The following is a 16,434-nucleotide window of genomic DNA, read 5'->3' as shown; positions in this document are numbered from 1 at the left end:
TATCAGATTAGTATTAAAGCGGTCCTGAAATTCCCTGCTTGCGGATCATGACAAAGTGGGCGCCCATGAGCGCAAACAAAGCGGCAGGGAGAAAAAATACGTGAATCGCAAAAAATCTCGTCAGCGTTTGGGCGCCGACAATATCGTGGTGGCCGGCAAGAAGAGTTTTCACCTGCGCTCCGATCAATGGCGTCGCCTCCGCAATCTGAAGACCTACCTTTGTCGCAAACAGCGCCTTCATATCCCACGGAAGCAGATACCCTGTAAAACCGAGACCGAGCATCACAAAAAAGATCAGAACACCGACGATCCAGTTCAATTCCCGAGGCTTTTTATAAGCTCCCTGAAAGAAAACCCGCAGCGTATGTAAAAACATCATCACAATGACTAAACTTGCGCCCCAATGGTGCATACCCCTTACAATCTGCCCGAAAGCGACTTCATTCTGCAAATAATACACAGATTCCCACGCGTTTTTTATATCCGGCACATAATACATCGTTAAAAACATCCCGGACAGCACTTGGATAACGGTTACAAAAAACGTCAAACCGCCGAAACAATAGACAAAAGCCGAGAAATGGTGAGCGGGATTTACATGTTCCGGCACTTCATGGTCGGCGATATCCCGCCACATCGGCGTAATATCGAGACGTTCATCCACCCAGTCATAAATTTTATTCAGCATGTCACCCTTCCCCCCTAGGCTTTGCTTTTCCAAGATACAAAAAGCCGTCCTTTACTTTTTGCTCATAACGGTCAAGAGGCGCGAGCGGCGGCGTGCCCGGAACGTTCGTGCCGTCTTTTTCATACAGCCCGTAATGGCAGGGACAAAAGAATTTGTTCGGATTTTTAGGATCATTGTTCCAGTTTACGGTGCAGCCCAGATGTTTACAGATCGGAGAAAGCGCTATAATTTCATCCCCGTGCTTGTAAACCCAGGCTGACCTGGATTCTTCCGATTCGTACCAGGCGTCGACTTGATGAATTTTAAAATCAAACCGCTTCGGCTCCTTCGTCAGCTCATCCACACTGACAACCTGCACCATTTTTTGATCTCCCGTCGGTTTTAATACCGGGTCCAGCGCAAAACGGACCATGGGCATAAGCGCACTGGCGGCCATAAATCCCCCCACGCCGGTGAGCGCATAGTTTAAAAATTGTCTTCTTGATATATCTTGTTTTCCGCCCATCTCTTCCCCCCCTAAAGATTGACCAAAAATTAACTAAAATAGAAAATAATTCAGAGATTTGACACCCTCATAATATATGAATCTTTCAGCAAGGTCAACAGAGGCAAAACGGGTGTTTTGCGGGATGTATGGAGTTTTTAAGAATTGTTCCACTTCTGTAACAAAACGTTCAAAATTTCTCCGCACTTGTCATCCGCTATTTTTCTCTTTAAAGAGTCTTTCATATGTTCAAACGGAACGGCAGGTATGTATATGACATCAGACCCTATTTCAGAATCCTTCCATTTTTCGTCTGCCGTCAGGAACAAGGCGTGCCGGAAGTTGGTCATCACCTCTTCTTTGAGTTTTTGAAGCAGGGCGATTTGTGATTGGTCTATATCAACATATGTATAAGAGGGGAATAAATATACCCGTCCCTTCAATTGGCGCTCAAGCTCTTCAGAAAGCAATTGGGTGCTTTCCCCCTGTTCAACGGCCTCTTTTAAGCCTCCTGAAGATGTTATGGAAATTAACGGAATGACAGCGGTATCAATGTAATCCGCAGATTGTAAATAGGCATCGGCATCAGCGGCCCTCCATCTCATGTCTCGTTCCTCCTCTTTACGCAACAAGCCTTGCATACTCTGCAAGGCTGTCATTTATGTGAGCTGATTCAATTGGCGGGAAAGCTTTTCAAATGTTTCTTTGTCGTGGCGGTCCAGCGCCTCGTCTATATCTTTAAGCAGCTTTTCCCGCTGGAAAGTGGAAATGGCATGTTCTAATATTTTTTCAGCCATCCCCTGATCCTGTTTATTTTCAAACAGGTCTTTCGGCAGATGCGGATTTGATTCAAGAACAGCGGCATATTCCGGTGAGCTGTAGGCCGAACGGAAATTCAGCTGGATAAATAAATCCTGCTGTTTATTTAACCGGATGTCGTGAAAAGATTTTTCCGCGTCCGTAGTCATGACATTTTCTTTGTAAAACCTAAACGGCACCTCATCAACGCAATGAGTGGACATGATAATGCCTCGCGGGCAAAATTCGGCTTGTTCTACAAAATGGACTTTTTCCATTAATGAATCATGACTCATTAAATAATTTAAAATCCAGACGCACTCCCGGCGTTTAAGCTGATAATGATTTAAAAACCAACGGATAAAATCCTTTTTTTCATTGACAGAAACAGGGGTCTGCATGTAATTCCCTCCTCTATCGATCGTATAATCTGACATCACTTATACATTCAGCAAGCATGGTCCAAAATCCTGCTTATCTTAAAAATTCATCCTCTATCCGTAAGATTGTTTCTTCAAGCTCTTCGTTTGTTCCATCCATTGAAAGCACTTGTTTTAAAAGCGGCAGCGCTTCTTTCTGGAGACCCTCTTCCAATAAGAAGTGAGCGTATTCATATAAGAAATCCCGATCATCCTGATAATGGAGATACGCAGCTTCGAAGCTTTTTTTCGCTTCAGCGTATTGCTCAAGGCCTGTATAGGCACCCGCCAAATACCAATTGTATTTCGGATCTTCTTCTCCGTAGCCGCGGACTTCCTGAATCAGATCAATAATCTCTTCAAAGCTTTCTTCTTTATGATAGACGGCTAAAAGCGTATGGAGCGCTTCCACGTAACCCGGATCGAGCGCCAGCGCTTCCTGAAGAAGCTTTTTGCCTTCCTCTTCGTTGCCGAGCTTTAACGCCATTTTCGCCGCATAGAGAAAAAGCTCTTTATTGTATTCATCGTAAGTAATACCTTCTTTAGCGGTTTTTAATGCATCTTCATACATGCCTTCTGCCTCGTAGCTTTTTGCAAGCGGCATATAAAGCGATGAATAGGAAGGGTCAAGCCCTTTTAAATCAGACAGCTGCTTGATGGCTGTTTTGACCATTCCCGCCTGATAGGCTGTGAACCCGTACCCGAAAATCGTATTCGGTTCTGTATGTTCTGCCGCCGCTTTTTCATACCATGAAATCGCTTCCTCAAATTCACCCGCCGCGCTCAATGACTCAGCCAGCCTCTGATGAACATTTACGCCGCCGATTTCGTGCCGTTCTTTTGCCGTCTCTTCATAGTAAGGAACGGCTTTTGCGTATGATCCCTGAGTGAAGTATAATTCCCCCAGAGCGAAATCAATAACTGGTTCATCTTGTAACATCGCTTTCGCCTGTAACAGCTTTTGCTCACTTACTTCAAATAAGCCCTGCATCTGATACAGATCAGCCATTAAAAGAAGGCTTTCCGCGTAAGACGGATCTTCCGGAGAAATCGTCTCCAGCACCTCAAGAGCTTTTTCTTCTTCATCAATATCTATTAACAATTCGGCGTAAAAATTCGTCAGCTCAGACTCATCCGGATAAAGGTCATGCAGATCACTGATCAGCGCTAACGCTTTTTCGGCGTTTCCCCATTCATAGTAGAGCTGGGCTGCAATGGCTTTGTCTTCGTCATGAAGCTCTGTTTCAGCTTTTGAAAGCGCTTTGAGTCCCTTTTCGGTTTCACCTGCTTCAACTAATTTTATGGCTTCTTGAATCAATGTATTCAAATCAGACCGGTCCTTTCTTTTCCTATACCTCATCAACCAAATGAAAAGGGTTTTTATTCGGGTTATTCTTATCATAATTCAGACAGGGCCTGCCCGCAAATAAGATGCTTCACCCGGCATTATAGTTTATCAGAAAATGGTTAAGAGGAAAACGGCAAAAAAGGGGACGGCATCTTTATACGCAAACAGCGCAATTTGTTCCGGCTGTTTCTGTAACGAAAACGCATTCCCCCTTTCTGTTATTTTTCTGTTTAAGACAAGCTATGTCAAAGCCCAAGATTTTATGACACATGAAGAAAAAAGCCCGAAGAACAGTCTTCAGGCTTTTTTGGCTAATTGATCTAAATGCTCAAAAAATGTCGGATATGAGACATGGATCGCCTCTGTATCACGGATGTCAATCGGCTCTTCTGTCAGGCATGAAGCGATACCGAGCATCATGCCGATGCGGTGGTCGCCGTGGCTTGACACATCGGCTCCGCCCGCAAGCGTTTTTTTGCCGTGTATTTTCATGCCGTCTTCAGTCGGTTCAATGTCTGCGCCGATTTTCCGGAGCTCTGATACGACGGTGTCGATCCGGTTCGTTTCCTTCACCTTCAGCTCCGCAGCGTCTTTAATGACAGTTGTGCCTTCAGCCTGCGTTGCCAAAAGGGCGATAATCGGGATCTCGTCAATTAAACGGGGAATGATTTCTCCGCCGATTTCTGCCGCTTTCAGAGCTGAGGTTTCAATAACCAGGTCTCCGTAAGGCTCTGCGCTGTCCGCTTCTGAAGGAATCACTTCAAGTGAAGCCCCCATTTGCTTTAAGACATCAATCATCCCCGTGCGTGTCGGGTTCAGGCCGACGTTTTTCAGCACAATCCGGCTTCCGGGAACGACAGCGCCTGCCGCGAGGAAAAAGGCCGCTGAAGAAATATCGCCGGGCACGAAAATATCAGCCCCCCGAAGCTTCTGACCGCCCGTTACGGAAGCGCTCGTCTCCGTTTCCGCAAGCTCGGCGCCAAAAGCGTTCAGCATCCGTTCCGTATGGTCTCTTGATTTATGAGGCTCAGTGACGGTCGTCGTCCCTTCAGCCTGCAATCCGGCAAGCAGCACGGCGGATTTGATCTGCGCGCTTGCAACAGGGGAGACGTAATCAATGCCTTTCAATTGTCCGCCTCTTACGGATAAAGGCGTAAATCCTCCGTCCGCTCTTCCGTCAATCGCGGCTCCCATCTGTTTTAAAGGCTCCGTCACCCTCTTCATCGGACGCTTTGCAATACTTTCGTCGCCCGCTACCGTACTGTGAAATGGGCGTCCGGCTAAAATGCCGAGCATCAGGCGGATGGTCGTGCCGGAATTTCCGACATCAAGAAGGCTGTCAGGCTCACAAAGTGCGTCAATGCCCTTCCCGTATATCGTTACATCACTTCCGTTTTGTTCAATGGAGACACCCATTTTTCTGAAGCAGGCAATGGTGCTCAGACAATCGGCTCCGGGCAAAAAGTTTTTTACCGTTGTCGTTCCTTCCGCAAGCGCTCCGAACATAACAGAACGGTGGGAGATGGATTTATCCCCCGGAATATGAATTTCACCGTTTAAAGACGTCACTTTTTCTCTTTTCAATGTTTTCCACCTCAGTCAGCGTAAAATGTGTCATATTTAGCGCGGGATTGAATGCAGGTTTCCGCCCGCTTCCTGTCATCATCAGTCTGGAAACTGATTCTGAGAATTCCGTTAATATCTTCTCTTGTTTCGATAATGCGGATGTTGGTGATACTGATTTTTTCTTCTGCCAATATCGCCGTAATTTCCGAAATGACCCCCGGATGATCGGGAACATCGACATAAAGGTCATAAAAGGACGGGATCGCTCCTTTTTGACGGAGCGGCAGACCGTCGCGATAATCTTTCGCTTTTTTAAAATATCCGAACAGGCTGTCCGCATCTTCATTTTCTACATAAGATTCGATCGTGTCAATCTCCCGTTTCCATTCTTTGAAGCGGTCAAGCAGTTTATCTTTGTTATGAAGAAGTATGTCCCTCCACATCGCCGGACTGCTTGAGGCGATCCTGGTGATGTCCCGAAAACCGCCGGCTGCGAAACGTTTCAAAAACGGATAATCTTCTTCAGCATGATGAGCCTGATGTACGAGGCTTGCAGCAACGATATGAGGGAAATGGCTGATGACGCTCGTTACGCCGTCATGCTCCTCGGGAGTCATCTCCACAAAGTGGGCGTTTGCCGCTTTCAAAAGTTCCTTCAGATGCGTTACTGACTCTTTAGAAGTTGATTTTCCGGGTGTTAAAATGTAAAACGCATTTTCGAATAAAAATTCTTTCGCGGCAGCGGCCCCGGATTTATGAGATCCCGCCATCGGATGGCCGCCGACAAATTGATAGTGAGCCGGAAGCACTTTGTCGGCGTAGCTGACGACTTTCTGTTTCGTGCTGCCGACATCCGTAATCAGGAGTTCATGGGTGATGTCTGATTCGGCCAGCACATCGAGCATTTTCAGCGTTTGGGCGACAGGCGTGGCGATAATGACAACAGACGCTTGCTGCGCCCCTTCCGTAAATGAGCCGGCCCGCTCGTCAATAATTCCGAGCTTCAGCGCGGCAGTGAGCTGTTCTTCCGAAATATCCACACCGATAATCCGTTTATGCGGATGCTCCTTTTTGATGGCCAATGCGATCGATCCGCCGATCAGCCCGATCCCCGCAAGCAATATAGTATCCTTCATTTCACTCATTTCCTTTTTCAACTATTTTAATAGAGCAAAGAGGTGATGCCTGATCACCTCTTATAATATTGCAGCTAAAATTGTGAGAATTTCCTCATTCTGCTCTTTCGTACCGACCGTAATCCTTAACGCTGTCGGAAATCCGAGCGCCTGCCCTGAGCGGACGATATATCCTTTTTCCAACAGGGCTTGGAACAGTTCATCCGCCGGGCGGTTAAAATCAATGAGCACAAAGTTGGTTTGTGAAGGATAACAAGTTAATCCGTGAGTTTCTGCAAAATCATAATACTGCTTAAGGCCTGCTTTATTTTTCTCGACGCATTCCCGAATAAATGTCTGGTCATCAAGCGCTGCCAGTGCCGAAGCCTGACCGATTCTGCTCGTATTGAACGGCTCTCTCGCCGGTTCAATCTGGCGGATCAGCGCTTCGTCCGCAATGCCGTATCCGACACGCAGCGCGGCAAGTCCGTACGCTTTAGAGAAGGTGCGGAGGATCATGACATTCGCATATTGCTTTAAAAGCGGAATGCTTTCTGGGTAATCTTCCGCCGTGACATACTCGTAGTACGCTTCATCAAGTACAACGAGTATATGCTCGGGAACTCTGTTTAAAAAGGCAATTAGCTCTTGCTCAGAAGTATATGTCCCCGTCGGATTATTGGGGTTGCATACCCATATGACTTTCGTCTTGCCGTCAATTACTTCCAGCATCCGGTCCAAATCATGAGCCCCGTCACTGCGGAGCGGCACCTCGCGCACCTCAGCGCCTTCAATCACCGCATTGTGTCTGTATTGCGGGAAAGTCGGGGCGGCGGTAATCGTGTTTGCCTGATCATTTAATAAAGAACGGCAGATAATCTGCACAAGCTCATCAGAGCCGTTGCCGAAAATGATCGAAGATTCACTGACCTGCAGATGCTCACTGAGCCGCGTTCTCAAAGCGGCACTGTAACCGTCGGGATACAGCGCAAGCTGCTCAATCTCCTGATGCAGCGCATCTTTAGCGGCCTGTGAACAGCCGAACGGATTTTCGTTAGAAGCGAGTTTTACTACTTTCTCAAGCCCGTATTCCATTTTCACTTCTTCTATTGGTTTGCCCGGCTGATACGGTTTCAGCTGCCGCAGCTGTTCTTTAATCTGCAAATCCAGTCACCTCATTTTACACTGTACAGTCGTCCGAACGTCTTTGCGTATTCTTCAAATTCAAGAAGCGCATCAGCTCTTGTGCCGGGATTCACAAGCTTTGTTTTAAGCTCTTCAACTTTTTTGACAAGCGCGCTGCCGACAACGACACCGTCAGATATTTCATTCATCCTGTCAACCTGTTTGCGGTTTGAAATGCCAAAACCGACCGCCACCGGAACAGAGCTGAATTCTTTCACCTTACGAATGAAAGAGTATACAGACGGATCGAACTCGCTGCGTACGCCCGTCACTCCTAAAGAGGATACACAATACACAAAGCCGCAGGCCTGTTCAGTAATTATTTTCAAACGGTCTTCACTTGTCGGCGCAACCAGTGAGATATAAGCGATGTTCTCCTTTTTGCATGTCATTTGCAAAAGGGCGCTTTCCTCTAATGGAAGGTCGGGTACAAGCAGACCGTCTATGTCGTTTTCCCGCAGTAAAGCGAAAAAGCATTCTTTATCTAATTGTAACACAGGATTATAATACGTAAAGAGGATAATTGGAATATGAACACCGTTTTTTTTCATTTTGCCGCCAAGTTCAATTGCTTTTACGATATTCATTCCGTTTTCCAGAGCCCGTTTTGAAGCCCGTTGTATGACGGGTCCGTCCGCGAGCGGATCTGTGTAAGGAACGCCGATTTCAAGGGCAGAAGCGCCTGCATTCTGCAATGATATTGCCAGCTCAACAGAAATGTCAGGAAGCGGATCGCCAGCTGTAATAAAAGGGATAAATAATTTTTCAGAATCTCGCAGATTAAACATGTGTCTCCACCCCGTTTTCCAAAACATTCATCAGCGTATGAACGTCTTTATCTCCTCTTCCCGATAAACTGACGAGAATGATTTTATCTTTATCCATGTCTTTTGCCATTTCAAACGCTTTTGCCAGGGCGTGGGCAGATTCAATAGCCGGAAGAATACCCTCTGTTTCAGAAAGCAGACGTAACGCGGCAATCGCTTCATCGTCTGTCACGCTTTCGTACGTTACACGGCCGCTTTTATGCAGATAGGCGTGCTCAGGGCCGATCCCCGGGTAATCAAGGCCTGCTGAAATGGAATACGGTTCGATAATCTGCCCGTATTCATCTTGTATTAAATAGGTCATTGAACCGTGAATCACCCCGAGCGTCCCTTTTGCGATCGTTGCCGCATGCAGCGGCGTATCAATTCCTTTTCCGGCCGCCTCGGCGCCGATCAGCTCAGTATCTTCGTCTAAAAAGGCCTGAAAAATGCCCATCGCATTGCTTCCGCCGCCGACACATGCAACAACCTTATCCGGGAGCGTTCCTTCAACCCGGCGGAGCTGTTCTTTCGCTTCCTCGCCGATGATTTTCTGGAATTCGCGAACGATATACGGATACGGGTGCGGCCCCACTACAGAACCGATAAGGTAGAAATGATCTTCACAATGCTGGACCCAATACCTGATTGCCTCATTCGTCGCATCTTTCAGCGTGCCGTTGCCGCTTGTGACCGGCACCACTTCCGCGCCGAGCAGTTTCATCCGGAATACGTTCAGCGACTGGCGTGCAACGTCTTCTTCACCCATAAAAACCGTACACTTAAAACCGAATTTTGCGGCGGCTGTCGCGGCAGCCACACCGTGCTGTCCCGCACCGGTTTCGGCGATGATTTTCGTTTTGCCCATCTTTTTGGCAAGCAGAATCTGGCCTAGCGCGTTGTTAATTTTATGAGAGCCGGTATGGTTTAAATCTTCTCTTTTCAGATAGATTTTCGCCCCTCCCAAATACTCTGACACCCTGTCTGCGAACGTTAATGCGGTCGGTCTTCCGGAGTAATCAAACAATAGCTTTTTATATTCGGCATGAAAAACGGGATCATTCTTTAATTCTGTGAAAGCCGTTTCGATTTCCTCAAGGGGCCGCATCAATGTTTCAGGGACAAATTTGCCGCCGAATTCGCCGTATCTTCCGATTTCATTTGGATATGGATACATAGTGATTCATCCTTTCTTCTAAAAGCCGGATCAGTGTTTGATCCTTTTGTCCGTTTTTTTCAATTCCGCTGGCAAGATCTATACCGCACGGACGCGATCTCAGTAAGCCTGTAATCGTTTCAGGATTAACGCCGCCCGCGATAAAACAGCGCTTGTTTGCATTTTGAGCCTGCTTTCGGTACAAGGGGACACGGGCCCATGAAAACGCGATTCCCGTGCCGCCTCTCATTCCTTTTACTGAAGAATCAATGACATAGCCGTCGACAGCAGGTGCAAATTGAGCCATCTGACGGAGCGTCCCTTCCCCGTGATGGAGCGCTTTCCATATTTCCGAGCGCACAAGCGAACGGAGGCGGCGGGCATCCTCAGGCGATTCATCACCGTGAAGCTGGATGACGTCAAGTGCCAGATCAGAGGCGATTTGCGCGATGTTTTCTATCGTTTCATTTACAAATACTCCGACATGTTTCTTGTCTGTCCGGACCTGCTCTTTCCATTTCCGGACCTCATCCGGCGTTACTCTCCGTTTGCTTGCGGCAAAAATAAATCCCAGATAATCCGCTTCTGAAGCTGCCGCAAGTTCATAATCACGCTTCGATCGTATTCCGCAGTACTTTAACTCAGGCTTTTTCATATCGTCACTCCCCGAACAGTCCGCGGATCGCCTTTTGCTGCGAATCCTCTCTCATTAAGGATTCTCCGGCCAATACAGCCTGCGCCCCGTGCTTGTTGACAAATTGCAGGTCAGCCAAAGAACCGATGCCGCTTTCGCTGACCAGCAGGCAGCCGTCCGGTACAAGCTGCGCTATTTTTTCCGTTTGCGAAACAGAAGTACGGAACGTTTTTAAGTCCCGGTTGTTTATGCCGAGAATGTCCGGCTGAAACACTTGTAAAATCCGTTCAAGCACAGTTTCATCATGGACTTCAACGAGAACGTCCATGCCCTTCTCGCGGGCTTCCAGATAAAGCTCATGAAGCTCTGAAGGTTCCAGCGCTTCCCCGATCAGCAAAATGGCATCGGCGCCGATCCTGAACGATTCCTCCACCTGAAGGGAATCAATAATAAAATCTTTTCTCAGCACGGGAAGAGACACGGTTTGTTTAACATCTGTCAGAAATTGATTTCTCCCCTGAAAAAAACGGGTATCCGTGAGAACTGAAAGGGCGTCGGCTTTAGCCGCTTCATAATCCGCCGCAATCGTTTCCGGAACAAAATGCTCTTTAATCAATCCTTTAGACGGCGAAGCTTTTTTCACTTCGGCAATCAGCCCGATAAAACGGTTCGGGTTCAGGAGCGCTTTTTTAAAGGATCTCCGTTCAATTTGACAGGTTTCCGGCAGCACGATGGATTTGATTTCTTCTTTTTTCTGCTGAATGATTTGATCAAGCATACATTTCTTCCTCTTTCTGTTTCAGACGTTCGAGCTGCCTTTTGGCATCTCCGTTTTGAATCGCTTCTAAGGCGGTTTTCGTTCCTTCTTTCAGATCGTTTGCAAGACCTGCCGTATAAATGGCCGCGCCCGCATTTAAGGCGGTAATATGCAGAGCGGATGACGGAGCTTTATTTGCAAAAATATTCTGAATGAGGAGCGCGCTTTCTTCCGATGAACTCACTTGAATATCCTTCAATGAACCTTCTGCAAAACCGAATTGTTCAGGTGAAACGGAATATTCCAGACGTTCACCGTTTTTCAGTTCAATGATATCGGTCGGTGCTGAGATGGACAATTCATCTAATCCGTCACGGGCAGAGACAAGCATGACGTGTCTGACATCAAATTGTTCCAAAGCGCTTGCCATCAGGCGCGCTTTATCAAATGAATAGACGCCGATCACCTGCCGCTTCACCTGCAGCGGGTTGCTGAGCGGGCCCAGCAGATTAAATACGGTTCGGAAGCCAAGCTCTTTTCTTGCGGCGGCGACGTGCTTCATTGACGAATGAAACAGCGGCGCAAACAAAAATCCCATTTGTTTCATTTCAATGCTGCGTTTAACGCTTTCTGGAGTGGCTTGAATGGAAACCCCCAGCTTTTCCAGCACATCCGCGCTGCCGCTTTTAGACGAAACGGAGCGATTTCCGTGCTTGGCAACTTTAGCTCCGGCGGCAGAAGCTGTAATCGCCGCTGCCGTGGATATGTTAAACGTAGAAATCCCGTCTCCGCCTGTTCCGCACGTATCAACGACATCCGCCAAGCCACCTGATGTCTGTGCCCGCGCCCGCATCACTTTTACAAATCCGGCAAGCTCCTCCGCCGTTTCACCCCGGTGGGCTAATACCGATAAAATCCCGCCGATCTCAGACTGCGACATGTCCCCGTTCATCATCATCTCCATCAGCTTTTCGGCTTCTCCAATTTTCAGCGTACGGCCATTAACGCACGATTGCAGAAATTTGTTCATCCGTCTTCTCCTCCCCGCCAGAAAAGATGTCTTCTGCGATTTGAATCGTTTTTAAAAGCGCCCCCGCTTTGTTACAGCTTTCTTCATATTCGGCTTCCGGGACGGAATCGGCGACTATTCCTGCGCCCGCCTGCACCGACGCCGTACCGTTTTTGACACTCATGGTGCGGATGGTAATACACGAATCAATTGACCCGTCAAATCCGATATAAGCGATACATCCGCCGTAAGTTTCTCTGGAAGTCGGTTCTAATTCATTTAAAAGCTGCATCGCGCGGATTTTCGGAGCGCCCGTGAGTGTTCCTGCCGGGAATGCCGACATCAGCGCGTCAACGGGATGGACGCCCTGTTTTAAACGGCCGGTTACAACAGAGATGATGTGCATCACATGTGAAAAAGAAACGACCTTTGTGAATTCCGGAACGGCTACGGAACCGTACTCCGCAACTCTGCCGATGTCATTGCGCGCAAGATCGACGAGCATGTAATGTTCAGCTTTTTCTTTTTCGTCATTCATCAGCTCTTTTTTCAGGCGTTCATCTTCTTTTTTTCCGGCGCCCCTTCTTCTCGTTCCGGCAATCGGATGAATTTCCAGGTGCCTGTCATGCACGCGGATCAGACGTTCAGGCGAACTCCCGACAATGTCTCTGTCAGGCAGTTTGATATAGTACATATAGGGTGAAGGATTGATGATGCGAAGCACCCTGTACAGCTCAAATGAATGTCTGGATACCGGAATGTCAAACTTTTGCGAAAGCACCCCTTGAAAAATGTCTCCCGCTTTTATATATTCTTTCAGTTTATTGACGCCGGCCATAAACTCTTCTTTCGTATAATTGGATGTCACATCGGCAAAACTTGGCGTGTCAAACGTTTCTTTAGAAAAAAACGGCTCTTTCATATCTTTCGATTCTGTCAAAATACCGATAAGCTTACGAAGCTCCGCGCAATTTTCTTTAAAAACGGCCCGCTTTTCTTCCTCCGTCTCCCGGCCGTTAAGCTCCGCATATTGAATGAAATGCACTTGTTTCGTTTCGTGGTCGTACGCGATGATTTTCCGGCAGACAAACAGCATGCATTTTTCGAAATCTGTTTCTTTCGCGTGGCTTGGCACGGAAGGCTCAATCAAAGGAATCATGTCATAGCTCAGATAACCGACCGCCCCTCCCGAAAATGGGATATCAAGCTCGGGTGTTTTAATGCGGAAGCTCTCATTCATCCAGTCAAGCACGGCTTTTAATTCTCCGCCTTCAAACAGCGTATGCCCATTTGGATCAGCGGCAGTGAATGTGTCATGACTCTCTTTAATGGTGATAAAAGGATCGAGGCCGATAAAAGAGTATCTCGACCAGCTTGACGACTCATCCTTGCTTTCTAAAAGATACGTAATGTTTCTGTCCAGTTTTTCAACCATCTGAATGGGTGTGATCGTGTCGACCGTAAAAGTCTCTGCGATTGGAATGGTGCGGTGTGTCAGACTGTCCTTTAAAAATAAAGAAACATCCGATTGTAAATTCATGATTCTCCTCCTTACGGTAAGGAGAATGAGATGAAGAGTGAGAGGAGTCTTGCGTATAAGAAATAAACCCAAAAGAAAGGCTTCTTTTGGGCAGAATAAAAACGTGTTTATCTCAGCTCAGCTAAACTCATTCTCTGCTACCCTATTCTAAACTCAACTGTTCAATATCTTACTTACCAGCTCTATACACACTCTTGTGTATTTCTAAGCTTTGTTTATCGTATTACATGTCAGTATTTTTTGTCAATGATAAATCCGGCCTTAACACAACGGCTTTTTCTAAATAGACATGCTTGATTTCATCCTGAGGCGTATCCGTCTGAACCGTCATCAGGACACGGATACACTTTTGCAGAGCGCCGGTGACATCCATTTCCTGCATGCACGTCACCGGGACGTACTGCCACCCGGAAAGGCGGCGGACCGCTTTTGCCGGAAATACGGAATGGATATCAGGCGTGGCGGATAACAGGATCTGCACAACGTCTTCCGGCTTGCATCCATTTTGTTCAATGATTTTTTCAAGCAGCTGCTGTGTTTTTTCTAAAATTTCTTGTTCAGTGTCTTGTTCCACCGTTGTTGCTCCGCGAATGCCGCGTATCATCATGCTGTTTCCTCCATTCGCCATTTGTTCAGCAAATTTTCAAGCTCATCTTTTGAAAGCATGCAGTCCTGCGCTTCGCCTAATTCCTTTAACACGATGAACTGTGTCATGCCTCCGCGCGTTTTTTTATCATTCATCATCCGGGCGGAGAGAACCGGCGTTTCAATATCTTGTCTGATGCTTCCCGGGTAGCCGAGCCCAATCAGCCATTGTGTGAGTTCTTTCCTGTTCATCTTGCAACCCGCAACCTGTTCACTCACGTAAAGGGCAAACTGCATGCCGAGGGCGACCGCATCTCCATGTGTAATCCGGCCGTAGCCGTATTCCGCCTCAACGGCATGGCCGAGCGTATGGCCGAAATTCAGAAAAGCTCTTATCCCCTCTTCCTTTTCGTCCTCACGCACGACGGCCGATTTGATTGAAATTCCTTTATAAATCATTTCATTCAGCTCAGCGCTTGTCAGTCCTTGCAACGTGTCAAACGTGAGAAGTTTTTCTAAAAAAGCATGATCGGCGATAAACGCGTGTTTGATCACTTCAGCCATGCCCGATCTCAGCTCTTGTTCCGGCAGGGTTTTCAGAAGCTCCGTATCGTAAATCACCGCTTTCGGCTGATAAAACGCGCCGATTAAGTTCTTTCCGAGTTTATGGTTGACGGCCACCTTGCCGCCGACCGCGCTGTCATGGGCAAGCAGTGTCGTCGGCATTTGAATGAAATCAATTCCTCGCATAAATGTTGCTGCGCAAAAGCCGGCCAAATCACCCGTCACGCCGCCTCCGAAGGCGATCATACATGAGGAGCGGTCCATATGGAAAGCGATCGCTTCCGTTTGAATCCGTTCATACTCTTTTAGAGACTTCGCTTCTTCTCCGCTTGGAACGATTACTTTTTTCACGGGCCATGTTTCGCTTAAAAGCCGGAACATCTCATCGCCGTAAAGCCGGTCAACTTCAGCATCGATGACGAGAAGGATCTTTGTCAGCGGCCTGTTCAGTGAAGACAAAAGAGCAGCGGCCTGTTTCCTTATGCCTTCACCGATATACACGGGATATGCGGAGGAAGCTGTCCGAACCTCAAGCTCTTTCATCAGAATTCCCTCGATAGTTTTTTCATGTTTTCAACATTTTCTTTAATGCGGTCGATCTGGTCAAGCCCGAATTGCTCTACGACGGCATTTGCGATTTCCCAGGCCACTGCTGCTTCAGCCACTACGCTTGCTGCCGGAACCGCGCAGCTGTCTGAACGTTCAATGCTCGCTGTAAACGGTTCTTTCGTTTCAATGTCGACGCTTTTCAGTGGCTTGTACAAAGTAGGGATCGGTTTCATAACGCCGCGGACGACAATCGGCATTCCCGTCGTCATACCGCCTTCTAATCCTCCGAGCCTGTTTGTGGCGCGTGTATAGCCTTTCTCTTCATCCCATACGATTTCATCATGAACTTCACTGCCGTTTTTGCCGGCCGCTTCAAAACCGATGCCGAACTCTACGCCTTTAAACGCGTTAATCGACAGAACGGCAGCAGCAAGCTTGCTGTCCAGCTTACGGTCATAGTGGACATAGCTTCCGACACCGACCGGCATACCTTCGACGATCACTTCAACGATTCCGCCGATCGAGTCGCCGTTTGCCTTCGCTTCATCAATGGCTGCCATCATTTGACGGCCAGCTTCTTCATCGTAGCATCTGACCGGTGATTCTTCCGTTACCCGTTTGAGATCCTCAATGGATGTGTAATCGGTTTTCTCTGCTTTTACGCTGCCGATTTGCAGGACATGCCCGGCGACTTTAATGCCAAGCTCCGCTAAAATCTTTTTAGCGACGGCTCCGGCAGCCACGCGAACCGTTGTCTCACGCGCGGAAGATCGTTCTAACACATTTCTCATATCACGGTGATTATACTTAATAGCACCGTTCAAATCTGCGTGTCCCGGTCTCGGTCTTGAAATCTGGCGTTTCATTTCACTTTCTTCTTCTTCTGTAATCGGTGCGGCGCCCATGATTTTTGTCCAGTGAGTCCAATCTTTATTTTCTACAACGAGCGCGATGGGTGAACCGAGTGTCCGGGCATGCCGCACGCCGCTTGTGATCTTCGCTCTGTCCGTTTCAATCTGCATACGGCGTCCGCGGCCGTGCCCTTTTTGACGTCTGGCAAGCTCAAAATTAATATCTTCTTCAGTTATATAAAGCCCCGCAGGCACACCTTCTATAATTGTCGTCAGCTGCGGACCGTGTGATTCTCCGGCTGTTAAGTATCTCATTTCTTTCTTCTCCCTTCATCGCATTAACGCTTTTAAGTAAAACTATACCATAAGTTTTCATTAAA

Annotated in this window: 17 protein-coding genes; all 17 read right to left on the bottom strand. The window is 47.6% G+C overall.

Translation table 11 applies throughout. From position 1 onward, the window contains the following. Nucleotides 1–13: 13 nt before the first annotated feature. On the bottom strand, nucleotides 14–688 hold the full coding sequence (gene qcrB, locus OVA33_RS13835; protein WP_003153485.1) for a menaquinol-cytochrome c reductase cytochrome b subunit: 675 nt from the start codon (nucleotides 686–688) through the stop codon (nucleotides 14–16). A 1-nt stretch (nucleotide 689) separates the two neighbouring features. Further along, a complete protein-coding gene (locus OVA33_RS13830; protein WP_003153484.1) occupies nucleotides 690–1,193 on the bottom strand; it encodes a Rieske (2Fe-2S) protein in 504 nt (167 codons plus the stop codon). A gap of 137 nt (nucleotides 1,194–1,330) precedes the next feature. Next, nucleotides 1,331–1,777, bottom strand: coding sequence for a YpiF family protein (locus tag OVA33_RS13825; RefSeq protein ID WP_003153483.1), 447 nt, complete (start codon nucleotides 1,775–1,777; stop codon nucleotides 1,331–1,333). 54 nt (nucleotides 1,778–1,831) lie between these two features. After that, nucleotides 1,832–2,371: a ReoY family proteolytic degradation factor gene (locus tag OVA33_RS13820; protein ID WP_003153482.1), complete on the bottom strand. Its 540-nt coding sequence runs from the start codon at nucleotides 2,369–2,371 to the stop codon at nucleotides 1,832–1,834. Nucleotides 2,372–2,444: 73 nt separating this feature from the next. Continuing rightward, complete coding sequence (locus tag OVA33_RS13815) at nucleotides 2,445–3,716, bottom strand: tetratricopeptide repeat protein (protein WP_025649792.1); 1,272 nt, start codon at nucleotides 3,714–3,716, stop codon at nucleotides 2,445–2,447. A gap of 318 nt (nucleotides 3,717–4,034) precedes the next feature. Then, entirely contained in the window at nucleotides 4,035–5,321 is a 1,287-nt protein-coding gene (aroA, locus tag OVA33_RS13810; protein WP_003153479.1) for a 3-phosphoshikimate 1-carboxyvinyltransferase, read from the bottom strand. 11 nt (nucleotides 5,322–5,332) lie between these two features. Beyond that, the gene (locus tag OVA33_RS13805; RefSeq protein ID WP_025649795.1) at nucleotides 5,333–6,448 is read right to left on the bottom strand and encodes a prephenate dehydrogenase; all 1,116 of its coding nucleotides are present in this window, start codon (nucleotides 6,446–6,448) and stop codon (nucleotides 5,333–5,335) included. A 51-nt stretch (nucleotides 6,449–6,499) separates the two neighbouring features. After that, nucleotides 6,500–7,582 (bottom strand): histidinol-phosphate transaminase, encoded by a 1,083-nt coding sequence (gene hisC, locus OVA33_RS13800; protein WP_025649796.1) that lies wholly within the window; start codon nucleotides 7,580–7,582, stop codon nucleotides 6,500–6,502. Nucleotides 7,583–7,593: 11 nt separating this feature from the next. Beyond that, entirely contained in the window at nucleotides 7,594–8,391 is a 798-nt protein-coding gene (gene trpA, locus OVA33_RS13795) for a tryptophan synthase subunit alpha (RefSeq protein ID WP_025649797.1), read from the bottom strand. Further along, nucleotides 8,384–9,586, bottom strand: coding sequence for a tryptophan synthase subunit beta (trpB, locus tag OVA33_RS13790; protein WP_014418255.1), 1,203 nt, complete (start codon nucleotides 9,584–9,586; stop codon nucleotides 8,384–8,386). Before trpB ends, trpA begins: the two co-directional genes overlap by 8 nt. Then, nucleotides 9,567–10,220, bottom strand: coding sequence for a phosphoribosylanthranilate isomerase (locus tag OVA33_RS13785; protein ID WP_021494238.1), 654 nt, complete (start codon nucleotides 10,218–10,220; stop codon nucleotides 9,567–9,569). Before OVA33_RS13785 ends, trpB begins: the two co-directional genes overlap by 20 nt. Nucleotides 10,221–10,224: 4 nt before the next feature. After that, on the bottom strand, nucleotides 10,225–10,977 hold the full coding sequence (gene trpC, locus OVA33_RS13780; RefSeq protein WP_017418037.1) for an indole-3-glycerol phosphate synthase TrpC: 753 nt from the start codon (nucleotides 10,975–10,977) through the stop codon (nucleotides 10,225–10,227). Continuing rightward, on the bottom strand, nucleotides 10,970–11,986 hold the full coding sequence (trpD, locus tag OVA33_RS13775; RefSeq protein ID WP_017418038.1) for an anthranilate phosphoribosyltransferase: 1,017 nt from the start codon (nucleotides 11,984–11,986) through the stop codon (nucleotides 10,970–10,972). Before trpD ends, trpC begins: the two co-directional genes overlap by 8 nt. Then, the gene (trpE, locus tag OVA33_RS13770; RefSeq protein WP_017418039.1) at nucleotides 11,958–13,505 is read right to left on the bottom strand and encodes an anthranilate synthase component I; all 1,548 of its coding nucleotides are present in this window, start codon (nucleotides 13,503–13,505) and stop codon (nucleotides 11,958–11,960) included. Before trpE ends, trpD begins: the two co-directional genes overlap by 29 nt. A gap of 223 nt (nucleotides 13,506–13,728) precedes the next feature. Further along, complete coding sequence (gene aroH, locus OVA33_RS13765; RefSeq protein ID WP_003153463.1) at nucleotides 13,729–14,112, bottom strand: chorismate mutase; 384 nt, start codon at nucleotides 14,110–14,112, stop codon at nucleotides 13,729–13,731. Continuing rightward, the gene (gene aroB, locus OVA33_RS13760; RefSeq protein ID WP_017418040.1) at nucleotides 14,109–15,197 is read right to left on the bottom strand and encodes a 3-dehydroquinate synthase; all 1,089 of its coding nucleotides are present in this window, start codon (nucleotides 15,195–15,197) and stop codon (nucleotides 14,109–14,111) included. The genes aroH and aroB overlap by 4 nt, the downstream gene beginning before the upstream one ends. Further along, nucleotides 15,197–16,369 (bottom strand): chorismate synthase, encoded by a 1,173-nt coding sequence (gene aroC, locus OVA33_RS13755; protein WP_003153459.1) that lies wholly within the window; start codon nucleotides 16,367–16,369, stop codon nucleotides 15,197–15,199. Before aroC ends, aroB begins: the two co-directional genes overlap by 1 nt. Nucleotides 16,370–16,434: the final 65 nt, after the last annotated feature.

The organism is Bacillus sp. KICET-1, assembly GCF_027721405.1.
Lineage (GTDB): Bacteria > Bacillota > Bacilli > Bacillales > Bacillaceae > Bacillus > Bacillus velezensis.
The sequence above is the reverse complement of the archived record's forward strand: the minus strand, read 5'-3'. Positions and strand labels throughout refer to the sequence as shown.

What these genes read in the sequence shown, in the direction of transcription:
- qcrB (WP_003153485.1), bottom strand. Translation starts at nt 688, where the DNA reads ATGCTGAATAAAATTTATGACTGGGTGGATGAACGTCTCGATATTACG.
- OVA33_RS13830 (WP_003153484.1), bottom strand. Translation starts at nt 1,193, where the DNA reads ATGGGCGGAAAACAAGATATATCAAGAAGACAATTTTTAAACTATGCG.
- OVA33_RS13825 (WP_003153483.1), bottom strand. Translation starts at nt 1,777, where the DNA reads ATGAGATGGAGGGCCGCTGATGCCGATGCCTATTTACAATCTGCGGAT.
- OVA33_RS13820 (WP_003153482.1), bottom strand. Translation starts at nt 2,371, where the DNA reads ATGCAGACCCCTGTTTCTGTCAATGAAAAAAAGGATTTTATCCGTTGG.
- OVA33_RS13805 (WP_025649795.1), bottom strand. Translation starts at nt 6,448, where the DNA reads ATGAGTGAAATGAAGGATACTATATTGCTTGCGGGGATCGGGCTGATC.
- trpA (WP_025649797.1), bottom strand. Translation starts at nt 8,391, where the DNA reads ATGTTTAATCTGCGAGATTCTGAAAAATTATTTATCCCTTTTATTACA.
- trpB (WP_014418255.1), bottom strand. Translation starts at nt 9,586, where the DNA reads ATGTATCCATATCCAAATGAAATCGGAAGATACGGCGAATTCGGCGGC.
- OVA33_RS13785 (WP_021494238.1), bottom strand. Translation starts at nt 10,220, where the DNA reads ATGAAAAAGCCTGAGTTAAAGTACTGCGGAATACGATCGAAGCGTGAT.
- trpC (WP_017418037.1), bottom strand. Translation starts at nt 10,977, where the DNA reads ATGCTTGATCAAATCATTCAGCAGAAAAAAGAAGAAATCAAATCCATC.
- trpD (WP_017418038.1), bottom strand. Translation starts at nt 11,986, where the DNA reads ATGAACAAATTTCTGCAATCGTGCGTTAATGGCCGTACGCTGAAAATT.
- trpE (WP_017418039.1), bottom strand. Translation starts at nt 13,505, where the DNA reads ATGAATTTACAATCGGATGTTTCTTTATTTTTAAAGGACAGTCTGACA.
- aroH (WP_003153463.1), bottom strand. Translation starts at nt 14,112, where the DNA reads ATGATGATACGCGGCATTCGCGGAGCAACAACGGTGGAACAAGACACT.
- aroB (WP_017418040.1), bottom strand. Translation starts at nt 15,197, where the DNA reads ATGAAAGAGCTTGAGGTTCGGACAGCTTCCTCCGCATATCCCGTGTAT.
- aroC (WP_003153459.1), bottom strand. Translation starts at nt 16,369, where the DNA reads ATGAGATACTTAACAGCCGGAGAATCACACGGTCCGCAGCTGACGACA.